Source organism: Lysinibacillus sp. NPDC097868 (assembly GCF_044761135.1).
In the GTDB taxonomy this organism is placed as follows: domain Bacteria; phylum Bacillota; class Bacilli; order Bacillales_A; family Planococcaceae; genus Lysinibacillus.
The window spans coordinates 2,479,433-2,495,791 of sequence record NZ_JBIWBS010000001.1 but is presented as its reverse complement, the minus strand read 5'-3'; the positions used below and the strand labels follow the sequence as shown (position 1 = coordinate 2,495,791).

Genomic DNA, 16,359 nt, shown 5'->3' with positions numbered 1-16,359 from the left:
AAGGAGGTGATGTAGAAAATAACTAGCGTCGTTTCGGGTGTACGTGTTTTCGCACTAATTATAAATCATTATTAAAGGAGGAACACACCATGTTCAAAAAATTACTGAACAAAAAACTATTAAAAAACCAAAAAGGTTTAACACTTATCGAGTTACTAGCTGTAATCGTGATTTTAGCGATTATTGCAGCCATTGCCATTCCTGCGATTGGGAATATTATTAACAATTCTAAGGATAAAGCAATACTCGCAGATGCTTCCAGTTTACTTGCGGGAGCAAAAATTGCGATTACAGATGGTGCTTGTGGAGATGCGGCTAGTGGTGTAATAACTTGTAATAAGGATGCCTTAGCGGATGTGTTTGAAGGTGGATTGGCAACAGGAGACAGTGTAACTTTAAATACTACTAGTAAAGTATATACAATCACATTTGCTTCATTGGCAGGTATTAAAAATACAAAGAAATTTACTATTGGCACGTCATATGTACCACCAGCTACTTCTATCACTGATAAAGATTTAAAAAGTGCTATGAGTAAGTAATTAATTTTTCATAGAACATCCAACTAAATTGGATGTTCAATTAAATAATTAATTAAACTTATAAAATAATAGGAAAATTCAAACTAAAAAGGAGGCATCTTTTCGCATGTTTAAAAAGAAAAAGAATTCGCATGTGTCGATTGAAATAAAGGATTATGTTTTGCGTGCGCTTGTGGCAAAAGGTGCTGATCCATCGCAGTGGAAGGGTTATGAGTTACCATTGGCGCAAGGGGTAGTCGAAGGTTCAATAATCAATGATGAAATCGTATTGTTTGATATGATGAAAAATCATGTTGCCAAATGGGCAGGCAAGAAGCAAAATGCACGTATTTTTGTACCGGATACTTCCGTGTTGCTTAAGAGTTTTGAGCATCCGCATGATGTGGAGTCAAAAGAGTTAAAAAGCTACGCTGAAATGGAGCTTGGGCAAACGATTCATTTACCATTTCATGAGCCACTTATAGATGTTTATGATCCCACACCGAATGATGGACAAGCGATGTTATTTGCGGCTCCATCAGAAGAAGTGAACAAAACGATAGGGATGTTGCTCGATGCTTCGCTAGAACCGCAAGCTGCTGATATTCGAGCATTGTGTAATATTCGTCTATTAGAGCATATGCAATTACTAGAAATAGACAGAACATATTTAATAGCAGATTGGTCTATAAACGAATTGTCGATTAGCATTTATTCGTACGGTCAACTAGAGTTTTTACGTTATCAATCGTTTGAAACAGACTTAGCAAAATGGCAACCAAAAGAGCAGGAAGAGTTTAATTACTCATTCCATTTAATAGATTATCAAGACAATTATCAATTGACACTAACGGATCAAATTCTTGAAATTGATCGTATTATGAACTTTTTTAAATTCTCGTTACATAAAGGTGAGAAAAGTGTAGATGATATTTTCCTTTTAGGTGATAATCCATTATTGCCTACGATTACGGAGTTTCTAAGTAATAATTTCACGACACCCATTACGGTGTTAAATGACGCCATGGTACAAAAATCATTCCCTCAATTCTCTGAGAAGTTTGCGAGTCTAATAGGGCTGGCTTTGAAGGAGGTACACTGATGGTACCTGAAATTAACCTCTTACCGAATTTAGAAAAACAGAAATCAGCACCCATCCTCTTATATATATTAATTATTGTATTAGTTGGTATCGTTCTAGCATTCATGATAATCCAATATGTCCAGGCGAGAGGCGAGATTACGAAATTAAGTGCACAGGAAATAGAGCTGACATCACAGCAAGAAAAGCTACAAATAGAATTAGATGGTATACGAAATATGAATGCAGGTTCGCTTGAGCAATCGGTGCAATTTGTCAATCATGTAGCTTACCCTGTGACACCATTAATAGATGAGACGCAAGCATTATTGCCAGAGCAGACGTATTTAAGGAATTATCAATTTGGTGAGACAAATATAGAAATTACCGCTGATTTTGAAACGATGTCAGCTATTTCAAACTATCTTGATAAACTAAACGTAAGCCCTTATTTCACGGATATTCAAGTTGGAACAATTGAAAATTTTGAGTTATCGATTGGGGAGCAAAACGAAGTAAGTTTAAAGGATAAATATCAGGAATTACCACGTTATTCGGTAACCATTACGTTGGCAATTGACTTTATTTATTTGGCTGGAGGTAGAGAATCATGACAAGCAGCAAAAACTCAGCGATTCTTCTGCTAACCGCATTAGTTGCAGCACTGTTATTTGCACTCTATTACTATTTATTAACCCCTAAATTGGAAGATGTAGAGGCGAAGGAACAAGACGTAAGTGCACTTCAACAAGAAATTGCAACAATTCAGGAGCAAATTGCTGCATTAGATACGGTACAGCAATCACATGTTGTAAGTGTGCTATCTTTGCGAAAAAAAGTACCTCAAACTCGTGCTATTGAAGGTGTTATTCGAAATATCGAAGAAATAGAAGCAGTAACAGGAACACGGGTTGAAGCTGTAGAATTTAATAATTATGATTCACTCGTGATGGACTCTTCGATTATTGACCCAAACACGCCAGCAATTGAGGAGCAAGCGCTCAGTGACACAGCACAACAACTTACTGAAAATAGCGAGCAAGCAGATGGTGAAGAAGGGGATAAATCATTACCAACGTCTACAATTGCTAAAGAATCATTACCAGCAGAATTGAAATTAGTGACGTTTAGTATTGATGTTGTCGCTATAGATACGAAGGCAATGCTTGAATTTTTAAAGGAAATTGAAAAAATTGAACGTGTGATGAAAATCGACACATTAGATATTACGTTAACTGGGGAAGAAGTTTTATTTGAGGAGGATGCAGATTCATCCATTAAGGCTACCATTCAGGTAACAACCTTCTATTACGAAGGAGAACAATGATGTTAAGGCGCGCATACTCCAAAGTATGGGCGCTATGTTAGTTTAGGAGGCAATAAAAATGGAAATGGCTTATACAATACTAGTATTTGTATTTGGACTAGTTTTTGGATCGTTTTTTAATGTTGTAGGCTTACGTGTGCCGATAAAGGAGTCAATTGTTAAGCCGCCATCTCATTGTACGAGCTGTCAGAGACAATTAACGGCAATTGATTTAGTGCCAGTTTTGTCCTATGTTTTTTTAGCAGGTAAATGTCGTAGCTGTGGGCAAAAAATTTCGTGGATTTATCCGCTAATGGAGTTGCTAACAGGGGTATTATTCGCCTTTTCATATTGGCAATTAGGCTTTAGTAAAGAGTTTATCGTAGCGATACTATTGATATCATTATTAGTAATCCTCGTTGTATCGGACTTCGCATATATGCTTATTCCTGATAAAGTGCTTTTGTTTTTTTTACCATTATTAGCTATTGGACGGGTGTTATCACCCTTAACACCGTGGTGGGATAGTATCGTAGGTGCGGTCGTTGGCTTTGGCATATTATATTGTATTGCTGTTGTATCACGTGGTGGTATGGGTGGTGGCGATATTAAATTATTCTTTTTACTTGGACTTGTACTTGGTACAATAAATACATTATTGACATTATTTGTAGCGGCGGTAATTGGTATGATTGTCGGGATAATCGTGCTCAAAGTACGGCAACAAGGTCGAAAAACGCCGATTCCTTTTGGACCATCCATTGCTTTAGCTGCAATTATCGTGTATTACTATGGGGATGTCATCATTGATTGGTATGTAGGATTATGGTAAGGGGGTATATGGATGAAACCGATTATTGGTATTACAGCATTTGCGGAGGACGATTTATCGTCAAGATTGAATGTAGCCTATAGTAGAAGTGTCATTAAGGCTGGTGGCATTCCACTTATTATTCCGCTAGGGGTAGAGGAAGATGTAGCACAAATTTTATCGCTGACGGACGGGTTATTATTATCTGGTGGTCATGATGTTCATCCATTTGAATTTGGAGCTGAGCCACTACCAAAGCTAGGACAAATACATCCAGAACGAGATAAGGTGGAGCTTGCCTTAATTAATGCGGCTTTTACAAGGAAAATGCCGATTTTCGGGATTTGCCGTGGCATGCAAATACTCAATGTTGCGCTAGGCGGAACTTTATACCAAGATGTTGATAGCGAATATCATAGTAGTAGGCTGTTGAAACATACGCAACAAGCAGCTCGTGGTGTAGCTACACATTATGTGCAATTAACACCTGATACGTTGTTAAAATCAATTATCGAGGAAGAAAAAATTGCTGTGAATTCATTTCACCATCAAGCTGTAAATGTATTAGCAGAGAAGCTAATCGTTGCAGCGAAATCGAGTGATGGCCTAGTTGAAGCGTTCGTACATGAAGACTACCCGTTTTGTTTAGCAGTGCAGTGGCATCCAGAAGAACAAGCCGTTGTAGGAGATTTAGCTGCAGAGAAGCTCTTTGCAGCCTTCACTGAGGAGAGCTTAAAATATAAAAGAGAAGTATGAGTGCTTCTCTTTTTTGTTTGCTAAGTATGAGAATGCATTAATGTACACGGCGATATAAGCCGACTACTTGTCCTAAAATTGAAACTTGATCTACAATAATCGGTTCCATTGTAGCGTTTTCTGGCTGTAGGCGGAAATGATTTTTTTCCTTGAAGAAGCGTTTAACTGTTGCTTCATCTTCTTCTGTCATTGCAACAACAATATCACCGTTATCAGCTGTTGCTCTTTGCTTGACGATGACTAAATCTCCGTCAAAAATGCCCGCCTCAATCATCGATTCACCCATGATTTCTAACATAAATAGCTGATCTTCACTTGTACCGTAAATATCAGGTAATGGGAAATATTCGTCGATATTTTCGATGGCTGTTATAGGTGATCCAGCTGTTACCTTACCAACAAGTGGTACATGGATGACGCTTTGCTTTTGAATTGAATCTTCTGGCTCTAAAATTTCAATCGCACGTGGCTTAGTAGGATCTCGTCGAATAAAGCCCTTTTGCTCTAAACGAGCTAAATGGCCATGAACCGTTGAGCTGGAAGCAAGTCCAACTGCCTCCCCAATCTCACGTACAGATGGCGGATAGCCTTTTGCACGTACTTCTTCTTTGATAAACGCTAGTATATCCTCTTGTCTTTTCGAAACTTTTTTCATGATTGCTCACCTCTTTTTTTATATCATTCTTCTTACTATCTTCTTACTAGATAGTATAGCAGAATGCGAACACTTATGCAAACATAGGTTCGAAAAGTGTTTGACAAAAACGTCTGTTCGCTTTATTATAAGAACATACATTCCGAACAAACATTCTAAAAAGGGGATATGATGAATGAATTGGTTTAAAAAAAATACACATATTTCAATTTTGTTAGGCGCATTTTTACTATTTGCAGGTTATCTTGTTATAACTGATCCTGGAGACATTACTTACACTGAAATTAATATTGAACATGGCGATAGCTTATGGTCGTTAGCTGAGCAATACCGTGGTAAAATGGGTACGGACGACTGGATAAAACTTGTGAAAGCCGAGAACGAATTACATAGCGTGAAAATAGTTGCTGGAAAATCACTCGTTATACCAGTAGTGGGTGACAATAAGATACCCACCAATTCAATTGAAATTGCGAGAAGTGAAAGATGATGAATAAACAACGAACGGCTGTAATTTACTGCCGTGTGAGCACCGAAAAAGAGACACAAAGTTCTTCATTGGAGCGTCAACAAGAAGAATTACTTCGTTATGCTAAGCAACAAAACTATGATGTGAAAAATGTTTTTCTGGATAAGCATAGTGGGTATGATGTTGAGCGCGAAGGATTACTTGAAATGCTCGATTATATTAAAGAAAACGAGATACAAGCATTATTTGTGCAAGATGAAACACGTTTAGGACGTGGTAATGCACGAATGGCTGTACTTCATTTGTTGCAAAAAACTGAAACAGATGTTTTTTCCATGCGTGATGCAGGGCCTGTGCAATTGAATGAGATGGATACGATGTTGCTCGAAATTTTAGCTATTGTTGAGGAATATCAACGTAAAATCCATAATGCGAAAATTCGTCGTGGCATGCGCCGTGCAGTAGAAAATGGCTATCGTCCTGAAAATAACCTTTCCAATCGTGGTAATCCAAATGGTCAGGAGCGTAAGGAAGTACCTATAGAAGAAATTGTAAAGCTACGAAATCGGGGCTTTACCTATGAGGAAATTGCTGCAACACTAAGAGGTCTTGGCTTCGATGTCAGTAAGGCAACCGTACATAGGCGGTATCAAGAACATCAAGAAAGGTTAGCGGGCAATTAATTTTGCCCTGCTAATCTTTTTTTTATGCTTAAAAACATTCCTGTTTGTAAAACAAACTGTCCAAGTAGGTTGTAGGGCAAGATAAATTTCATATTGAAGCTACCCATTCTTCCTGCAGAATTGCGTAATAGTATTCATCCCACCAATCGTCACCATGCGGTATACACTTTTTGAAAAAACCTTCACGTCGCATACCGATTTTTTCCATCACTCGGTAGGAAGCAATATTTTCGGGCTGGCATGTAGCGATAATTCTATGAAGCTTCATTTTGGTAAACCCATAATCTAATAGGGCGTGCGCTGCTTCTGAAGCATAGCCATGACGATAATATGCAGGATTCAACACCCATCCAATTTCATAGGTATGTTCACCAAAGTAGGGATGGAAAACGAGATGACCGATGACCTGTGGCTGATCATGTAAAACAATAGCAAAATGTTGTGCTTGCTCCCCGCTATTATCTGTTATAAATTTTTGTACCTGTTCTACAGTTAAAACACCTTCTGGCATATAGTGCATCACTGATTTGTCTGACATATAAGTATAAACAGCTTGCAAATCCTGTGCTTCAAATTTTCGAATATGTAATCGCTGTGTTGTGATGTTCACCTTATTTCCTCCAATAAGTATAAATTTTTTCCTTGTATAAATAGTTATACACGACTAACATCTGGAAGTCATGTAAATTATGGCTAAGAAGTGTTTTTAAGGGTTGGTATAACTGCATTTTAAGGGAAACCATGCTATACTTTGCATACTGAAGTGATAAAGGTATTGAAAGGTGTGTAACAATGTTATCAAAAGAAAAAATTAATCGAATTAATGAATTAGCAGCAAAAGCGAAAGCGGGCAATTTAACAGAGGAAGAAGCGAAAGAGCGTACTTCTCTTCGCAAAGAATATTTAGATACATTTAGAGCGTCAATGCGCGATACGATTGAAAATGTTAAAGTTGTCGATGAAGAAGGCAATGACGTTACACCTGAGAAGGTAAAACAAGCGATAAAAAATAAATTTTTAAATTAATATGTCACATTTAATCCAGTACTAGAACGTTTGGATTTTCTATTGTTATAGCTGGATAATATTCGTCATTCAGTTCTTACATTTTAAATGCAAGTTACAAAATGATGATAAAGTATGACATAAATCTCAAATAGTATAACAAAAGCATTGTTTTCTAGGACAATGTTGACTAAACTGTAGTAGAACAATATATAGGACGAGAAAGGATGTCACAACATAATGACTCAACATGCGGATCAACTAGCGATTAATGCTATCCGAACATTGTCAATTGATGCAATTGAAAAAGCAAATTCAGGTCACCCAGGCTTACCGATGGGGGCAGCGCCAATGGCTTATACGCTTTGGACAAAACAACTTCGCCACAATCCGGCTAATCCAAAGTGGTATAACCGCGATCGTTTCGTACTTTCAGCAGGTCACGGCTCTATGCTTTTATATAGCCTACTTCACCTTGGAGGTTACGGCCTTCCAATGGAAGAAATTCAAAACTTCCGTCAATGGGATTCATTAACTCCAGGACATCCAGAATACGGTCATACTGTTGGAGTAGAGGCAACTACAGGTCCTCTTGGACAAGGTATTGCCATGTCAGTTGGTATGGCAATGGCAGAGCGTCATTTAGCTGCTACTTATAATAAACCAGGACATGATATTGTCGATCACTATACATTTGCGCTTTGCGGCGATGGCGACTTAATGGAAGGTGTTGCAGCTGAAGCGATTTCATTAGCCGGTCACTTAAAACTTGAAAAATTAATCGTATTATACGATTCAAATGATATTTCATTAGATGGTGATTTAGAAAAATCATTCTCTGAAAACGTACAAAAACGCTTTGAGTCATATGGCTGGAACTATTTAAAGGTTGCTGACGGTACAGAAGTAGAAGCTGTTAACCAAGCAATCGAGGAAGCGAAAAAATCTACTGGCAAGCCAACACTTATTGAAGTGAAAACAGTAATTGGTTTCGGTTCTCCAAACAAATCAGGTAAATCTGATTCTCACGGTGCTCCACTAGGTACTGATGAAGTTGTATTAACAAAAGCAGCGTACGAATGGGCACATGAACCATTCCAAATTCCTGCTGAAGTATATGATACGTTCAATGCAGCTGCTGAAGTGCAAGGTGCACAATCTGAAGCAGCTTGGAATACTAAATTTGAAGCATATAAAGCTGAGTTCCCTGAATTAGCATCTCAATTCGAAAATGCTATGAATGGTAAGCTTCCAGAAGATTTTGCATCAGAATTACCAGTATATGAAGCAGGTAAATCTGTAGCAACACGTTCTTCTTCAGGGGATGCTATCAATGCAATTGCAAAGAAAACGCCATCATTCTTCGGTGGTTCAGCAGACCTTGCTGGCTCGAACAAAACGACGATGAAGGGTGCAGGCGATTTCTCAGCAGATGATTATGCTGGTCGTAATATTTGGTTCGGTGTGCGCGAATTTGCAATGGGCGCAGCAATGAACGGTATGGCTCTTCACGGTGGTCTAAACGTCTTTGGTGGTACATTCTTCGTATTCTCAGATTACGTTCGTCCTGCTGTGCGTCTTTCTGCACTAATGGGTCTTCCTGTGACATATGTATTCACACATGACTCAATTGCTGTAGGGGAAGATGGTCCAACACATGAACCAATCGAACACTTAGCTTCATTACGTGCAATGCCAAATCTTTCTGTTGTTCGTCCGGCAGATGCGAATGAATCTGCGGTTGCATGGGAGCTTGCAGTATCTTCTGAAAAAACACCAACTGTTTTAGTATTGTCTCGTCAAAACTTACCAGTGCTTGACGCGTCAATTGAAACAGTTCGCGAAGGTGTTACAAAAGGAGCTTACACTGTATCACCTGCTTCTAAAGAAGTGGCAGATGCAATTTTAATTGCAACAGGTTCAGAAGTTTCACTTGCAATTGAAGCACAAAAAGCATTAAAAGCTGAAGGCATGGATGTAGTAGTTGTGTCAATGCCATCAATGGATCGCTTCGAAAAACAAGATGCAGCATATAAAGAATCAGTTCTTCCAAAAGCTGTGACAAAACGTCTTGCAATCGAAATGGGTGCATCATTCGGCTGGCATAAATACACTGGCTTTGAAGGAGACGTTCTTGCTATCGACAAGTTCGGCGCTTCTGCACCAGGTGAATTAGTTATGGAAAAATACGGTTTCACTGTAGAAAATGTTGTAGCGAAAGTTAAAGCGCTATAAAATTATTACAGAATAAAATAACATTACTCTTTAAGTAAACAAAAAGTACACCACGTATATAGTGGTGTACTTTTTTGTTTTAGCGTGTAGACAGCCCGTTGATTATGAATTAAGAAGCTTTATGCTCCAGCAAATTTTTGAGGTGGTGTCGCAAAAATGGATTTTCCATTCATACTGTACTGGCAGGTGTTTCGACCTTAGAATATCATAGGTAGTTTTTATAAAAAGATATGTTATTGTGATTCAAATTGTTCATTTATATAACGTACAAAAATTGGTTTTTTCAATTCACTTTTTCGTGTGCAAATAAATAAACTTTGTTTAATTTCTACATTTTTGATAAAGATTTGTGCCAATTTATTGGTTTTGATGCTGTCAGTTACGCTGAGAAGAGGAGCGAGGACAATTCCGTAGCCTGCTTCTACAGCTTTTAAAGATTCAAATAGTCCTTGCATTTGTAAGCCAATCTTAGGCAATGGGCAATTTTGAGCATAAAAAACAGCTTCTAATAAGTCGCGTGTCGAACTACCTTTTTCCCGATAAATTAATTCCTCCTGTGATAACTCACGTAACGAAACGATTTGATTCGCCAATGGATGGGATGGATGAGCAATAAACGCAAATTCGACTTCCATTAACTTTTCAAAATATAAATCTTCGTGTCCAATATTACTTTGAACAACAAATCCGAAGTCTGCTTCGTAATTTCGAATTTTATCTTCCACTGATTTTACATTTCCTAGTGATACGTAAAATTCTACACCAGGATACATTAATTTATAATTTGCGATATATTCAGGTAGGACATAATTAATCGGAATGTAAGAAGTCGCAATATGAATTTTTTCTTCTTTTGCCACAAATACTTTCAGCTTATCCTCAATTTGGGCTTCTAAGTGAAACAAGCGTTGTCCTTGTTCATAAACAAAGCGCCCTTCTTCTGTTAATTGAATTCCTCGTCCTTTACTTTTCGTTAGCTGCAAACCCAACTCTTTTTCTAAATTACGAATTTGGATTGTCACAGCAGGTTGGCTTAACCGTAATTCATTTGCCGCTGCAGTAATACTCCCTAAATTCGCCATTTTTGTAAATATTCTTAGCGCATGTAAATTCATTGTTATCACCATATTATAAATTTTTTTTATGAATAGGAAAAAAAGATATATTTGTTTTATGTAAATTATAGCAGTAATTTAGAGAGAGAGGTGAGTGGAATGGCTATTCTTATAAATGAATGGTTTTCAGTAGATGGATTGCTGTTATGTTCGATCGGTATCATAGCTGCGATGATTGGGGTTATGTTTGGTGCAGCAGGTTTTATATTACTTCCAGCAATGCTAGTAGTAGGTGTACCTATTCATGCTACGGTGGCAGTGAATAAGTTTGCGACAGGAATATCTTCATTTACAAATGTCATCACATTATTGTTTAAAAAAGAAATAGCTCTGAAGGAAATGGTGCCGTTTATGATCATGGCAAGCTTCGGCGGAATATCAGGGGCATTTTTAGCAACACGGATTTCTGAACAAATCATGAATATTATTGCTTGTTTTATTTTAGTTCTATCCTTTTTTATTGTACTCAAAAATAATAAAAATATAGGGAAGAAGGAAGAAGATCATCATGAACAAAAGCCATTGTTTATCACACCTTTTTTTATTGGTATGTATGACGGGGGATTTGGTCCAGGTTCTGCATTAATGAATAGTATGTATTTTTTGAAGAGGCGACATAGCTATTTAAGGGCTGTTGAATTAACACGTTTCATGATGTTTTCTAGTTGCATGAGTGCTTTTGTATTTTACTATCTATTTGGTATCGTCAATTGGGGGATTGCTATTCCAGTTACAGTAGGTTCGATTTTGGGATCGCACTTAGGAATGAAGTTGGTGCCGTACATTCGAATGAAATGGCTTCAAATCGCTATGCCCGCAATCTTCCTTCTATTGATTGCACAAGTTGTACGTGATTTATTGTTCTAAATTACATGTATTATTAAAGATTGTTTAAATGAGTAGAAAAGGATAACTAGCAAAATGTTAGTTATCCTTTTAAAAGCCTTATGAAACTATTATGATTACTTAGCTAATCCATTTTGGAAGGCGTAGACGACGGCTTGTGTACGATCTTGGACGTCTAATTTGGCTAAAATATTGCTGACATGGGTTTTCACGGTTTTTAATGCAATGAATAAGTCATCAGCAATTTCTTGGTTTGCTTTGCCCTTTGCCATTAGTAGGAGAACTTCCATTTCACGGTCAGTTAATTGTTCATAAAGTGGTGTGTTCGAACCGTAGCGCATACGGTGCATCATTTTAGATGTGACTTCGGGCTCCAAAACGGTTTCTCCGCCGATTGTTTTACGAATGGCGTCAGCAATTTGCTTAGCGTTGGATGTTTTTAAAATATAGCTAACCGCGCCAGCCTCCAAAGCCGGATAAACTTTGTCATCATCTAAAAAGCTTGTGACCATCATGATTTTCGCTTCTGGCCAGGCTTCTAATATTTTGGCAGTCGCTTCCGCTCCTGTCATTACAGGCATGACATTGTCCATTAAAATAATATCTGGTCGAAGGGCAAGGGCACGTTCTACAGCCTCTACACCATTTTCCGCTTCACCAACAACGGTAATATCAGGCTGTGCTGACAAGTAGGCAGATACGCCAATTCGGACCATCTCATGGTCATCCACTATTAATACTTGTATCAACTTCAACAACCTCCTTCTGTAGGGGAACTTTGACCTCTACAATCGTACCTTCTCCAGGTACGGAAACAATTTTATACGTACAGCCAATTTCAACCGCTCGCTCGGCGATATTTTGTAGTCCATAAGAAGTCGATTTATCTGCCTCCACATCAAAGCCGAGGCCGTTATCTTGAATACGTAAAATCGCTAAATCATCTCGGGCAACAAGAAGTAGTTCAACCTCTGATGCTTTAGAATGACGCAACGTATTTGATAAAGCTTCCTGCGCAATGCGGAACAAATGATCTTCCTCTGCCTTCGATAAAGACATTTCCTCTAGCTCATATTCAATATGAAAATATACTTTTTGTTGAAGCTCGATAATCAATTCCTCTAACCCTTGGGCGAGCGTTTTATTGTGCAGGGCAACAGGACGTAAATGTAATAATAATGCCCGCATTTCAAGCTGTGCCTGCTGTACAATTTTTTCTACTTGCTTTAAGCTTTTAGCATTTTCATCGCTTTCTGTCAGAGCAGAAAGTAGCATGGAAGCGGCAAATAATTGCTGTGAAACGGAGTCATGCAGTTCACGTGCAAGCCGTTGACGTTCGGCAATAATGCGCTCTTGGATGACTTTATCATTTGCTTCCGCACGTTCATTGGAAAGTCGCTGTAAACTTTTCCGTTGTGTATCAATTAGCTCGCTCGTTTGAACAAGTGCTTTTTTCAGTGGTTTCGGTAGTGCCTGTTTTTTAGGAAGGACGAAATCAGGCTCGATTAATTCCTTCACAAAGCGAGTAGCTTGTGCCTCTCGCGCTCGAGCTGTCATACTAATCCAGCATGAAATAATGAAACTAAGGGCAAAAAGGCTTATTAAAATCACGCCACCTAGTGGCATATTATCATAGTTTTGTTGCCATAAAGGTTGCCAAACTTTTTCATTTGGTTCGCCCCAGACAGCAAAAAGAAGGCCGAAAGCTGCACCAATCAATATGAAAAATAAAGTAAATACTCTTGAAAGAAATGCAATCATTTACGTAGCACCTCCAAATCTCCTAGCCATGTAGCAACGTGTATAACGAGGGTACGCTTTGCATCTTCAGGGTTGCCATCTGAGAACACAATACTTTCATTCAGGAGCCGCTGTGGACCGCCTTGTAGACACGTAAATTCTCCAAATAACGTCGTGTAGTGTAATCGAAATGGAATTTCATAAGGAACATATATTTGCACTTTGCCAATTCCTTGTCGGATTGTAACTAGACTTGGGCCAGCAGGTAAAATCGTTTGGGTTGTATCGATTGTAATGTCACCAGCAAGACGTTGGATTTGAACATCTTGCCATTTATAGGCATCTACAGGTGCAGGTATTGTCCCAAATAGTTCATTTTTATTTGCTGGAAGCTTTTCGAATTCTAATGTAACGATTTTCGGTTCATTTTCTCGTTGTAAGTATTGATAGAGTGTGTATAAGAGCAAAATAACGATAAATAGGCGCAAACTCCACATCGTAAAAAGGGAGATGGCGATAAAGAAAATTCCTGTCCATTTTACAAATCGTATGTTTTTCGAAAAGCTTAAATAGAGCAATACAGCTCCAATTATTAAACAAAAAGCGCCACCATTATTGAAAATTGTGAGCTCTACAAAAACGAGTAAAAAGAAGCATAGTACCCAAAATGTGAGTTTATTTGTTGTAAAGTTTTGCAAGAGGGTCACCCTTCTTTCTACTAAATTTATTTCCGAGGAATGTCAGATTCCTAGTAATGAGCTTCTACCATCATTTTAATGGCGTTTGGTATTATATCAGAATCAAGTGCATTCGGATAATGGGCAGAGTGTTCTAATGTGATAAATTGTTTACCGTTTGGTGCATCTAATAATTCATAATATTGATGCGCTAATTCATAATTAGTCTGTTTATCGTATTTACCTTGAATAAAATATACAGGGACATCGATACGCTTTACAGACTCAAAAAAATCCGTCTCTATAATTTCTTTTTTTAGGTCGGTGCTTTGTATAAGGCTAAATTGTGGACCTGAAATAAATGTTTTATATAAATCCTGTAGTGAGTAATCAGGGGAAGTAAACGCCCCTTTTATTAAATCAATGACATTCACTTTTTTTATCGTATCATCATAATAATTCATACCTTTATATTGATTGATAAGATCGCTAAATCGATCTTCATCGTCTGCAAAATACGGCCCTTTTCCTAATGTCTCTAATACTTGGAGTGTCTTCTTATCATCATTAGCAATAGCTTCACCCTTTAACCAATTATAACCAAGTTCTTGCCCTTTACTACTACTCGTTAATTGAGCTATGCCCATATAGGCATGAATTTTCTCTGGATAGTTGGCTACTAATTGGGTGCCAATCACTGTACCAAATGATTGACCAATAACAAATATTTTTTCTTGATGATAAGTTTCTCTAATATAATCAACGATAACTTTCGCATCATCTGTGAATTGACTAAGGTTCATAGTAGAAATAGATAAATCTTTAGTATAACTTTTACCTGAACCCCTTTGATCATAATACACAGCAACACAATGATCGGTTATTTCCGGAAATAATGTTCGAGCGCTTACGCCATATGGGAACGGTGAACCAGGCCCACCATGTAAAAATAAACAAAATGGATTGGTCTTATCTTTACCTTCAACTAATAGAAATTGTTTGTCTCCATTGACATTTAATTCTTTAAGCTCACTAATGCCACCATTGTCGATTAGGTCACTACTTTTTTGTTGAATGTGTTGTTGTGCGATAAAACGATAACTAAATAATATGATTGTCAGAAACATAAGTATAAGAAAAGCAAAAATACATATAGTAATCAATAGATTAAACCGTTTCCTTTTTTTATTATTTTTCATTTATCATTATCCTTTATCTCTTTTTATTCCCCCTATACTCAAAGAAATGGGATGCTTCAATAATTGAGGCATCCCTTATTTCTTTCCATTATAACATGTTATTTCTTTTCAATGAGTAGTGGTGAAGCAGCTTCGGCTGTATTTTTTTCGAGCGCTGCAAGGCGTGCCTCAAAAGTTGTCACCTCGTGATCTTTGTCGATACGGTAAGCAAGCTTATCGATATAAGATTCTAAATCCTCGAAATTAGCCTTGTTGTTGTTGGCAAGCATGCCGTCCATTTGATGGTGTGCACGCGTGACATTTTCTTTCCCCATTAGCTGTAATTGACGAACTTTCATATCTTTAATTTTGTGCTTCATTGTTTCAAATTTACGCTCTAGCTCAAAGTATTCTTGTGTGCTCGCTTCGATACTTGCCTGCAACGTATGATTGCGAGTTGTATAAGCTGCTACTTCATCAGATGCGAAATCGATTAAGTCTTGTTCGCCACTAGCCAACGCTAATTGAAGTTGCGCTTCACGTTTAGCTAGTAATTCGGCATTTTGTTTTAGCTCATGTTCCATTTTTTCTTTTAGCTTGCCTTGACGTTCTAATAATTTACCTGTTTGCTCTGTTTGCTTCTCTGCCTCGCGAATATATTGATTTAACATAGCGATAGGATTTTTTTGTTCCTTTTTATCAAATACTTGATGTAAATCAGCCTCAATTGTGTATCTAAAACGTTGGAATAAGTTCATTTGTAATTCGCTCCTTTTATTTTGTTAAATTTGACCATTCTTTTTCAAAGTTTGTAAACGGATCTTCTTCTTTCGCTTCCACTGTTGGGATTTTAACATCCTCGCCATTCCATTTTTTGTAGATAACATAAATAATGGCGATTGCTGCAAGACCAATCATCGCTGGAATATTAGAAACAGCTGAAAGCACACCAATTAGACCAACTGTAAACCAAATGATTTTTGCGAATGTCGATTTACTGCCAATGTAGAAGTGCATGCCTAGTGCAACGAGTACACCTGAGAATAATAAGCCTGTAATTGGGCCGATTAATGCAAGTGCGACACATGCTGCAATAATACCTCCAGTTAATAAAAGAAATTTTTTCATATGTTTTAGCTCCTTTCGTTTGTACCTTTATGTTACCTGTTTGAAAGATCATCTAAAACGGACTGGAAATGGATTTTCATCTAGGTCTTGAGGCTGAGCATTATTTTATAAGCTGAAACTAGAAGCTTTTCGACAAAAATAGAAGATGGTTAC

The 16,359-nt window shown here is 37.6% G+C and carries 20 protein-coding genes; 11 read left to right on the top strand and 9 right to left on the bottom strand.

What is annotated here, in order from left to right:
• The first annotated feature begins 89 nt into the window (after positions 1-89).
• The 6 genes from ACIQXJ_RS12425 to ACIQXJ_RS12400 all read left to right on the top strand — a co-directional run bounded on the left by ACIQXJ_RS12425 (position 90) and on the right by ACIQXJ_RS12400 (position 4,475).
• Complete coding sequence (locus ACIQXJ_RS12425) at positions 90-542, top strand: prepilin-type N-terminal cleavage/methylation domain-containing protein (RefSeq protein WP_403053935.1); 453 nt, start codon at positions 90-92, stop codon at positions 540-542.
• Between the two features lie 106 nt (positions 543-648).
• Positions 649-1,623, top strand: coding sequence for a type IV pilus biogenesis protein PilM (gene pilM, locus ACIQXJ_RS12420; RefSeq protein WP_403053932.1), 975 nt, complete (start codon positions 649-651; stop codon positions 1,621-1,623).
• Positions 1,623-2,216, top strand: a complete 594-nt coding sequence (locus ACIQXJ_RS12415; RefSeq protein ID WP_403053929.1) for a PilN domain-containing protein — start codon at positions 1,623-1,625, stop codon at positions 2,214-2,216. The genes pilM and ACIQXJ_RS12415 overlap by 1 nt, the downstream gene beginning before the upstream one ends.
• Positions 2,213-2,929, top strand: a complete 717-nt coding sequence (locus ACIQXJ_RS12410) for a potassium transporter (protein WP_403053927.1) — start codon at positions 2,213-2,215, stop codon at positions 2,927-2,929. The genes ACIQXJ_RS12415 and ACIQXJ_RS12410 overlap by 4 nt, the downstream gene beginning before the upstream one ends.
• 58 nt (positions 2,930-2,987) lie before the next feature.
• Positions 2,988-3,740, top strand: coding sequence for a prepilin peptidase (locus tag ACIQXJ_RS12405; RefSeq protein ID WP_403053925.1), 753 nt, complete (start codon positions 2,988-2,990; stop codon positions 3,738-3,740).
• 12 nt (positions 3,741-3,752) lie between these two features.
• Positions 3,753-4,475 (top strand): gamma-glutamyl-gamma-aminobutyrate hydrolase family protein, encoded by a 723-nt coding sequence (locus ACIQXJ_RS12400; protein ID WP_403053923.1) that lies wholly within the window; start codon positions 3,753-3,755, stop codon positions 4,473-4,475.
• 37 nt (positions 4,476-4,512) lie between these two features.
• Here the strand turns inward: ACIQXJ_RS12400 and lexA are convergent, their stop codons facing one another.
• The gene (lexA, locus tag ACIQXJ_RS12395) at positions 4,513-5,130 is read right to left on the bottom strand and encodes a transcriptional repressor LexA (protein WP_401008790.1); all 618 of its coding nucleotides are present in this window, start codon (positions 5,128-5,130) and stop codon (positions 4,513-4,515) included.
• Positions 5,131-5,305: 175 nt separating this feature from the next.
• On the opposite strand from lexA, the gene yneA reads away from it, so the two are divergent.
• The gene (gene yneA / locus ACIQXJ_RS12390; protein ID WP_173478223.1) at positions 5,306-5,620 is read left to right on the top strand and encodes a cell division suppressor protein YneA; all 315 of its coding nucleotides are present in this window, start codon (positions 5,306-5,308) and stop codon (positions 5,618-5,620) included.
• Positions 5,617-6,282 (top strand): YneB family resolvase-like protein, encoded by a 666-nt coding sequence (locus ACIQXJ_RS12385; RefSeq protein ID WP_403053920.1) that lies wholly within the window; start codon positions 5,617-5,619, stop codon positions 6,280-6,282. Before yneA ends, ACIQXJ_RS12385 begins: the two co-directional genes overlap by 4 nt.
• 88 nt (positions 6,283-6,370) lie before the next feature.
• On the opposite strand, the gene ACIQXJ_RS12380 is transcribed toward ACIQXJ_RS12385, so the two are convergent.
• Positions 6,371-6,892 (bottom strand): GNAT family N-acetyltransferase, encoded by a 522-nt coding sequence (locus ACIQXJ_RS12380; RefSeq protein WP_403053917.1) that lies wholly within the window; start codon positions 6,890-6,892, stop codon positions 6,371-6,373.
• Between the two features lie 182 nt (positions 6,893-7,074).
• On the opposite strand from ACIQXJ_RS12380, the gene ACIQXJ_RS12375 reads away from it, so the two are divergent.
• Both ACIQXJ_RS12375 and tkt read left to right on the top strand, forming a co-directional pair.
• Entirely contained in the window at positions 7,075-7,308 is a 234-nt protein-coding gene (locus ACIQXJ_RS12375) for a DUF896 domain-containing protein (protein WP_403053914.1), read from the top strand.
• Between the two features lie 219 nt (positions 7,309-7,527).
• Complete coding sequence (gene tkt / locus ACIQXJ_RS12370) at positions 7,528-9,522, top strand: transketolase (protein WP_403053911.1); 1,995 nt, start codon at positions 7,528-7,530, stop codon at positions 9,520-9,522.
• 233 nt (positions 9,523-9,755) lie between these two features.
• On the opposite strand, the gene ACIQXJ_RS12365 is transcribed toward tkt, so the two are convergent.
• Positions 9,756-10,637 (bottom strand): LysR family transcriptional regulator, encoded by an 882-nt coding sequence (locus ACIQXJ_RS12365; protein WP_403053908.1) that lies wholly within the window; start codon positions 10,635-10,637, stop codon positions 9,756-9,758.
• Between the two features lie 99 nt (positions 10,638-10,736).
• Between ACIQXJ_RS12365 and ACIQXJ_RS12360 the strand changes: the two genes are divergently transcribed.
• A complete protein-coding gene (locus ACIQXJ_RS12360; protein ID WP_403053905.1) occupies positions 10,737-11,504 on the top strand; it encodes a sulfite exporter TauE/SafE family protein in 768 nt (255 codons plus the stop codon).
• Positions 11,505-11,599: 95 nt separating this feature from the next.
• Here ACIQXJ_RS12360 and ACIQXJ_RS12355 read toward each other — a convergent pair whose 3' ends face one another.
• The 6 genes from ACIQXJ_RS12355 to ACIQXJ_RS12330 all read right to left on the bottom strand — a co-directional run bounded on the left by ACIQXJ_RS12355 (position 11,600) and on the right by ACIQXJ_RS12330 (position 16,206).
• The gene (locus ACIQXJ_RS12355; RefSeq protein WP_403053902.1) at positions 11,600-12,232 is read right to left on the bottom strand and encodes a response regulator transcription factor; all 633 of its coding nucleotides are present in this window, start codon (positions 12,230-12,232) and stop codon (positions 11,600-11,602) included.
• A complete protein-coding gene (locus tag ACIQXJ_RS12350; RefSeq protein WP_403053899.1) occupies positions 12,207-13,244 on the bottom strand; it encodes a sensor histidine kinase in 1,038 nt (345 codons plus the stop codon). Before ACIQXJ_RS12350 ends, ACIQXJ_RS12355 begins: the two co-directional genes overlap by 26 nt.
• On the bottom strand, positions 13,241-13,930 hold the full coding sequence (liaF, locus tag ACIQXJ_RS12345; RefSeq protein ID WP_403053896.1) for a cell wall-active antibiotics response protein LiaF: 690 nt from the start codon (positions 13,928-13,930) through the stop codon (positions 13,241-13,243). The genes ACIQXJ_RS12350 and liaF overlap by 4 nt, the downstream gene beginning before the upstream one ends.
• 41 nt (positions 13,931-13,971) lie before the next feature.
• The gene (locus ACIQXJ_RS12340; protein WP_403053893.1) at positions 13,972-15,063 is read right to left on the bottom strand and encodes an alpha/beta fold hydrolase; all 1,092 of its coding nucleotides are present in this window, start codon (positions 15,061-15,063) and stop codon (positions 13,972-13,974) included.
• A 134-nt stretch (positions 15,064-15,197) separates the two neighbouring features.
• A complete protein-coding gene (locus ACIQXJ_RS12335) occupies positions 15,198-15,836 on the bottom strand; it encodes a PspA/IM30 family protein (RefSeq protein ID WP_403053891.1) in 639 nt (212 codons plus the stop codon).
• A gap of 16 nt (positions 15,837-15,852) precedes the next feature.
• Positions 15,853-16,206, bottom strand: a complete 354-nt coding sequence (locus ACIQXJ_RS12330) for a lmo0954 family membrane protein (RefSeq protein WP_173478237.1) — start codon at positions 16,204-16,206, stop codon at positions 15,853-15,855.
• Positions 16,207-16,359: the final 153 nt, after the last annotated feature.

Bases quoted from the DNA above. Each gene is read 5' to 3' on its own strand.
- ACIQXJ_RS12425 (WP_403053935.1), top strand. From the start codon at position 90: ATGTTCAAAAAATTACTGAACAAAAAACTATTAAAAAACCAAAAAGGT.
- pilM (WP_403053932.1), top strand. From the start codon at position 649: ATGTTTAAAAAGAAAAAGAATTCGCATGTGTCGATTGAAATAAAGGAT.
- ACIQXJ_RS12415 (WP_403053929.1), top strand. From the start codon at position 1,623: ATGGTACCTGAAATTAACCTCTTACCGAATTTAGAAAAACAGAAATCA.
- ACIQXJ_RS12410 (WP_403053927.1), top strand. From the start codon at position 2,213: ATGACAAGCAGCAAAAACTCAGCGATTCTTCTGCTAACCGCATTAGTT.
- ACIQXJ_RS12405 (WP_403053925.1), top strand. From the start codon at position 2,988: ATGGAAATGGCTTATACAATACTAGTATTTGTATTTGGACTAGTTTTT.
- ACIQXJ_RS12400 (WP_403053923.1), top strand. From the start codon at position 3,753: ATGAAACCGATTATTGGTATTACAGCATTTGCGGAGGACGATTTATCG.
- lexA (WP_401008790.1), bottom strand. From the start codon at position 5,130: ATGAAAAAAGTTTCGAAAAGACAAGAGGATATACTAGCGTTTATCAAA.
- yneA (WP_173478223.1), top strand. From the start codon at position 5,306: ATGAATTGGTTTAAAAAAAATACACATATTTCAATTTTGTTAGGCGCA.
- ACIQXJ_RS12385 (WP_403053920.1), top strand. From the start codon at position 5,617: ATGATGAATAAACAACGAACGGCTGTAATTTACTGCCGTGTGAGCACC.
- ACIQXJ_RS12375 (WP_403053914.1), top strand. From the start codon at position 7,075: ATGTTATCAAAAGAAAAAATTAATCGAATTAATGAATTAGCAGCAAAA.
- tkt (WP_403053911.1), top strand. From the start codon at position 7,528: ATGACTCAACATGCGGATCAACTAGCGATTAATGCTATCCGAACATTG.
- ACIQXJ_RS12365 (WP_403053908.1), bottom strand. From the start codon at position 10,637: ATGAATTTACATGCGCTAAGAATATTTACAAAAATGGCGAATTTAGGG.
- ACIQXJ_RS12360 (WP_403053905.1), top strand. From the start codon at position 10,737: ATGGCTATTCTTATAAATGAATGGTTTTCAGTAGATGGATTGCTGTTA.
- ACIQXJ_RS12350 (WP_403053899.1), bottom strand. From the start codon at position 13,244: ATGATTGCATTTCTTTCAAGAGTATTTACTTTATTTTTCATATTGATT.
- ACIQXJ_RS12335 (WP_403053891.1), bottom strand. From the start codon at position 15,836: ATGAACTTATTCCAACGTTTTAGATACACAATTGAGGCTGATTTACAT.
- ACIQXJ_RS12330 (WP_173478237.1), bottom strand. From the start codon at position 16,206: ATGAAAAAATTTCTTTTATTAACTGGAGGTATTATTGCAGCATGTGTC.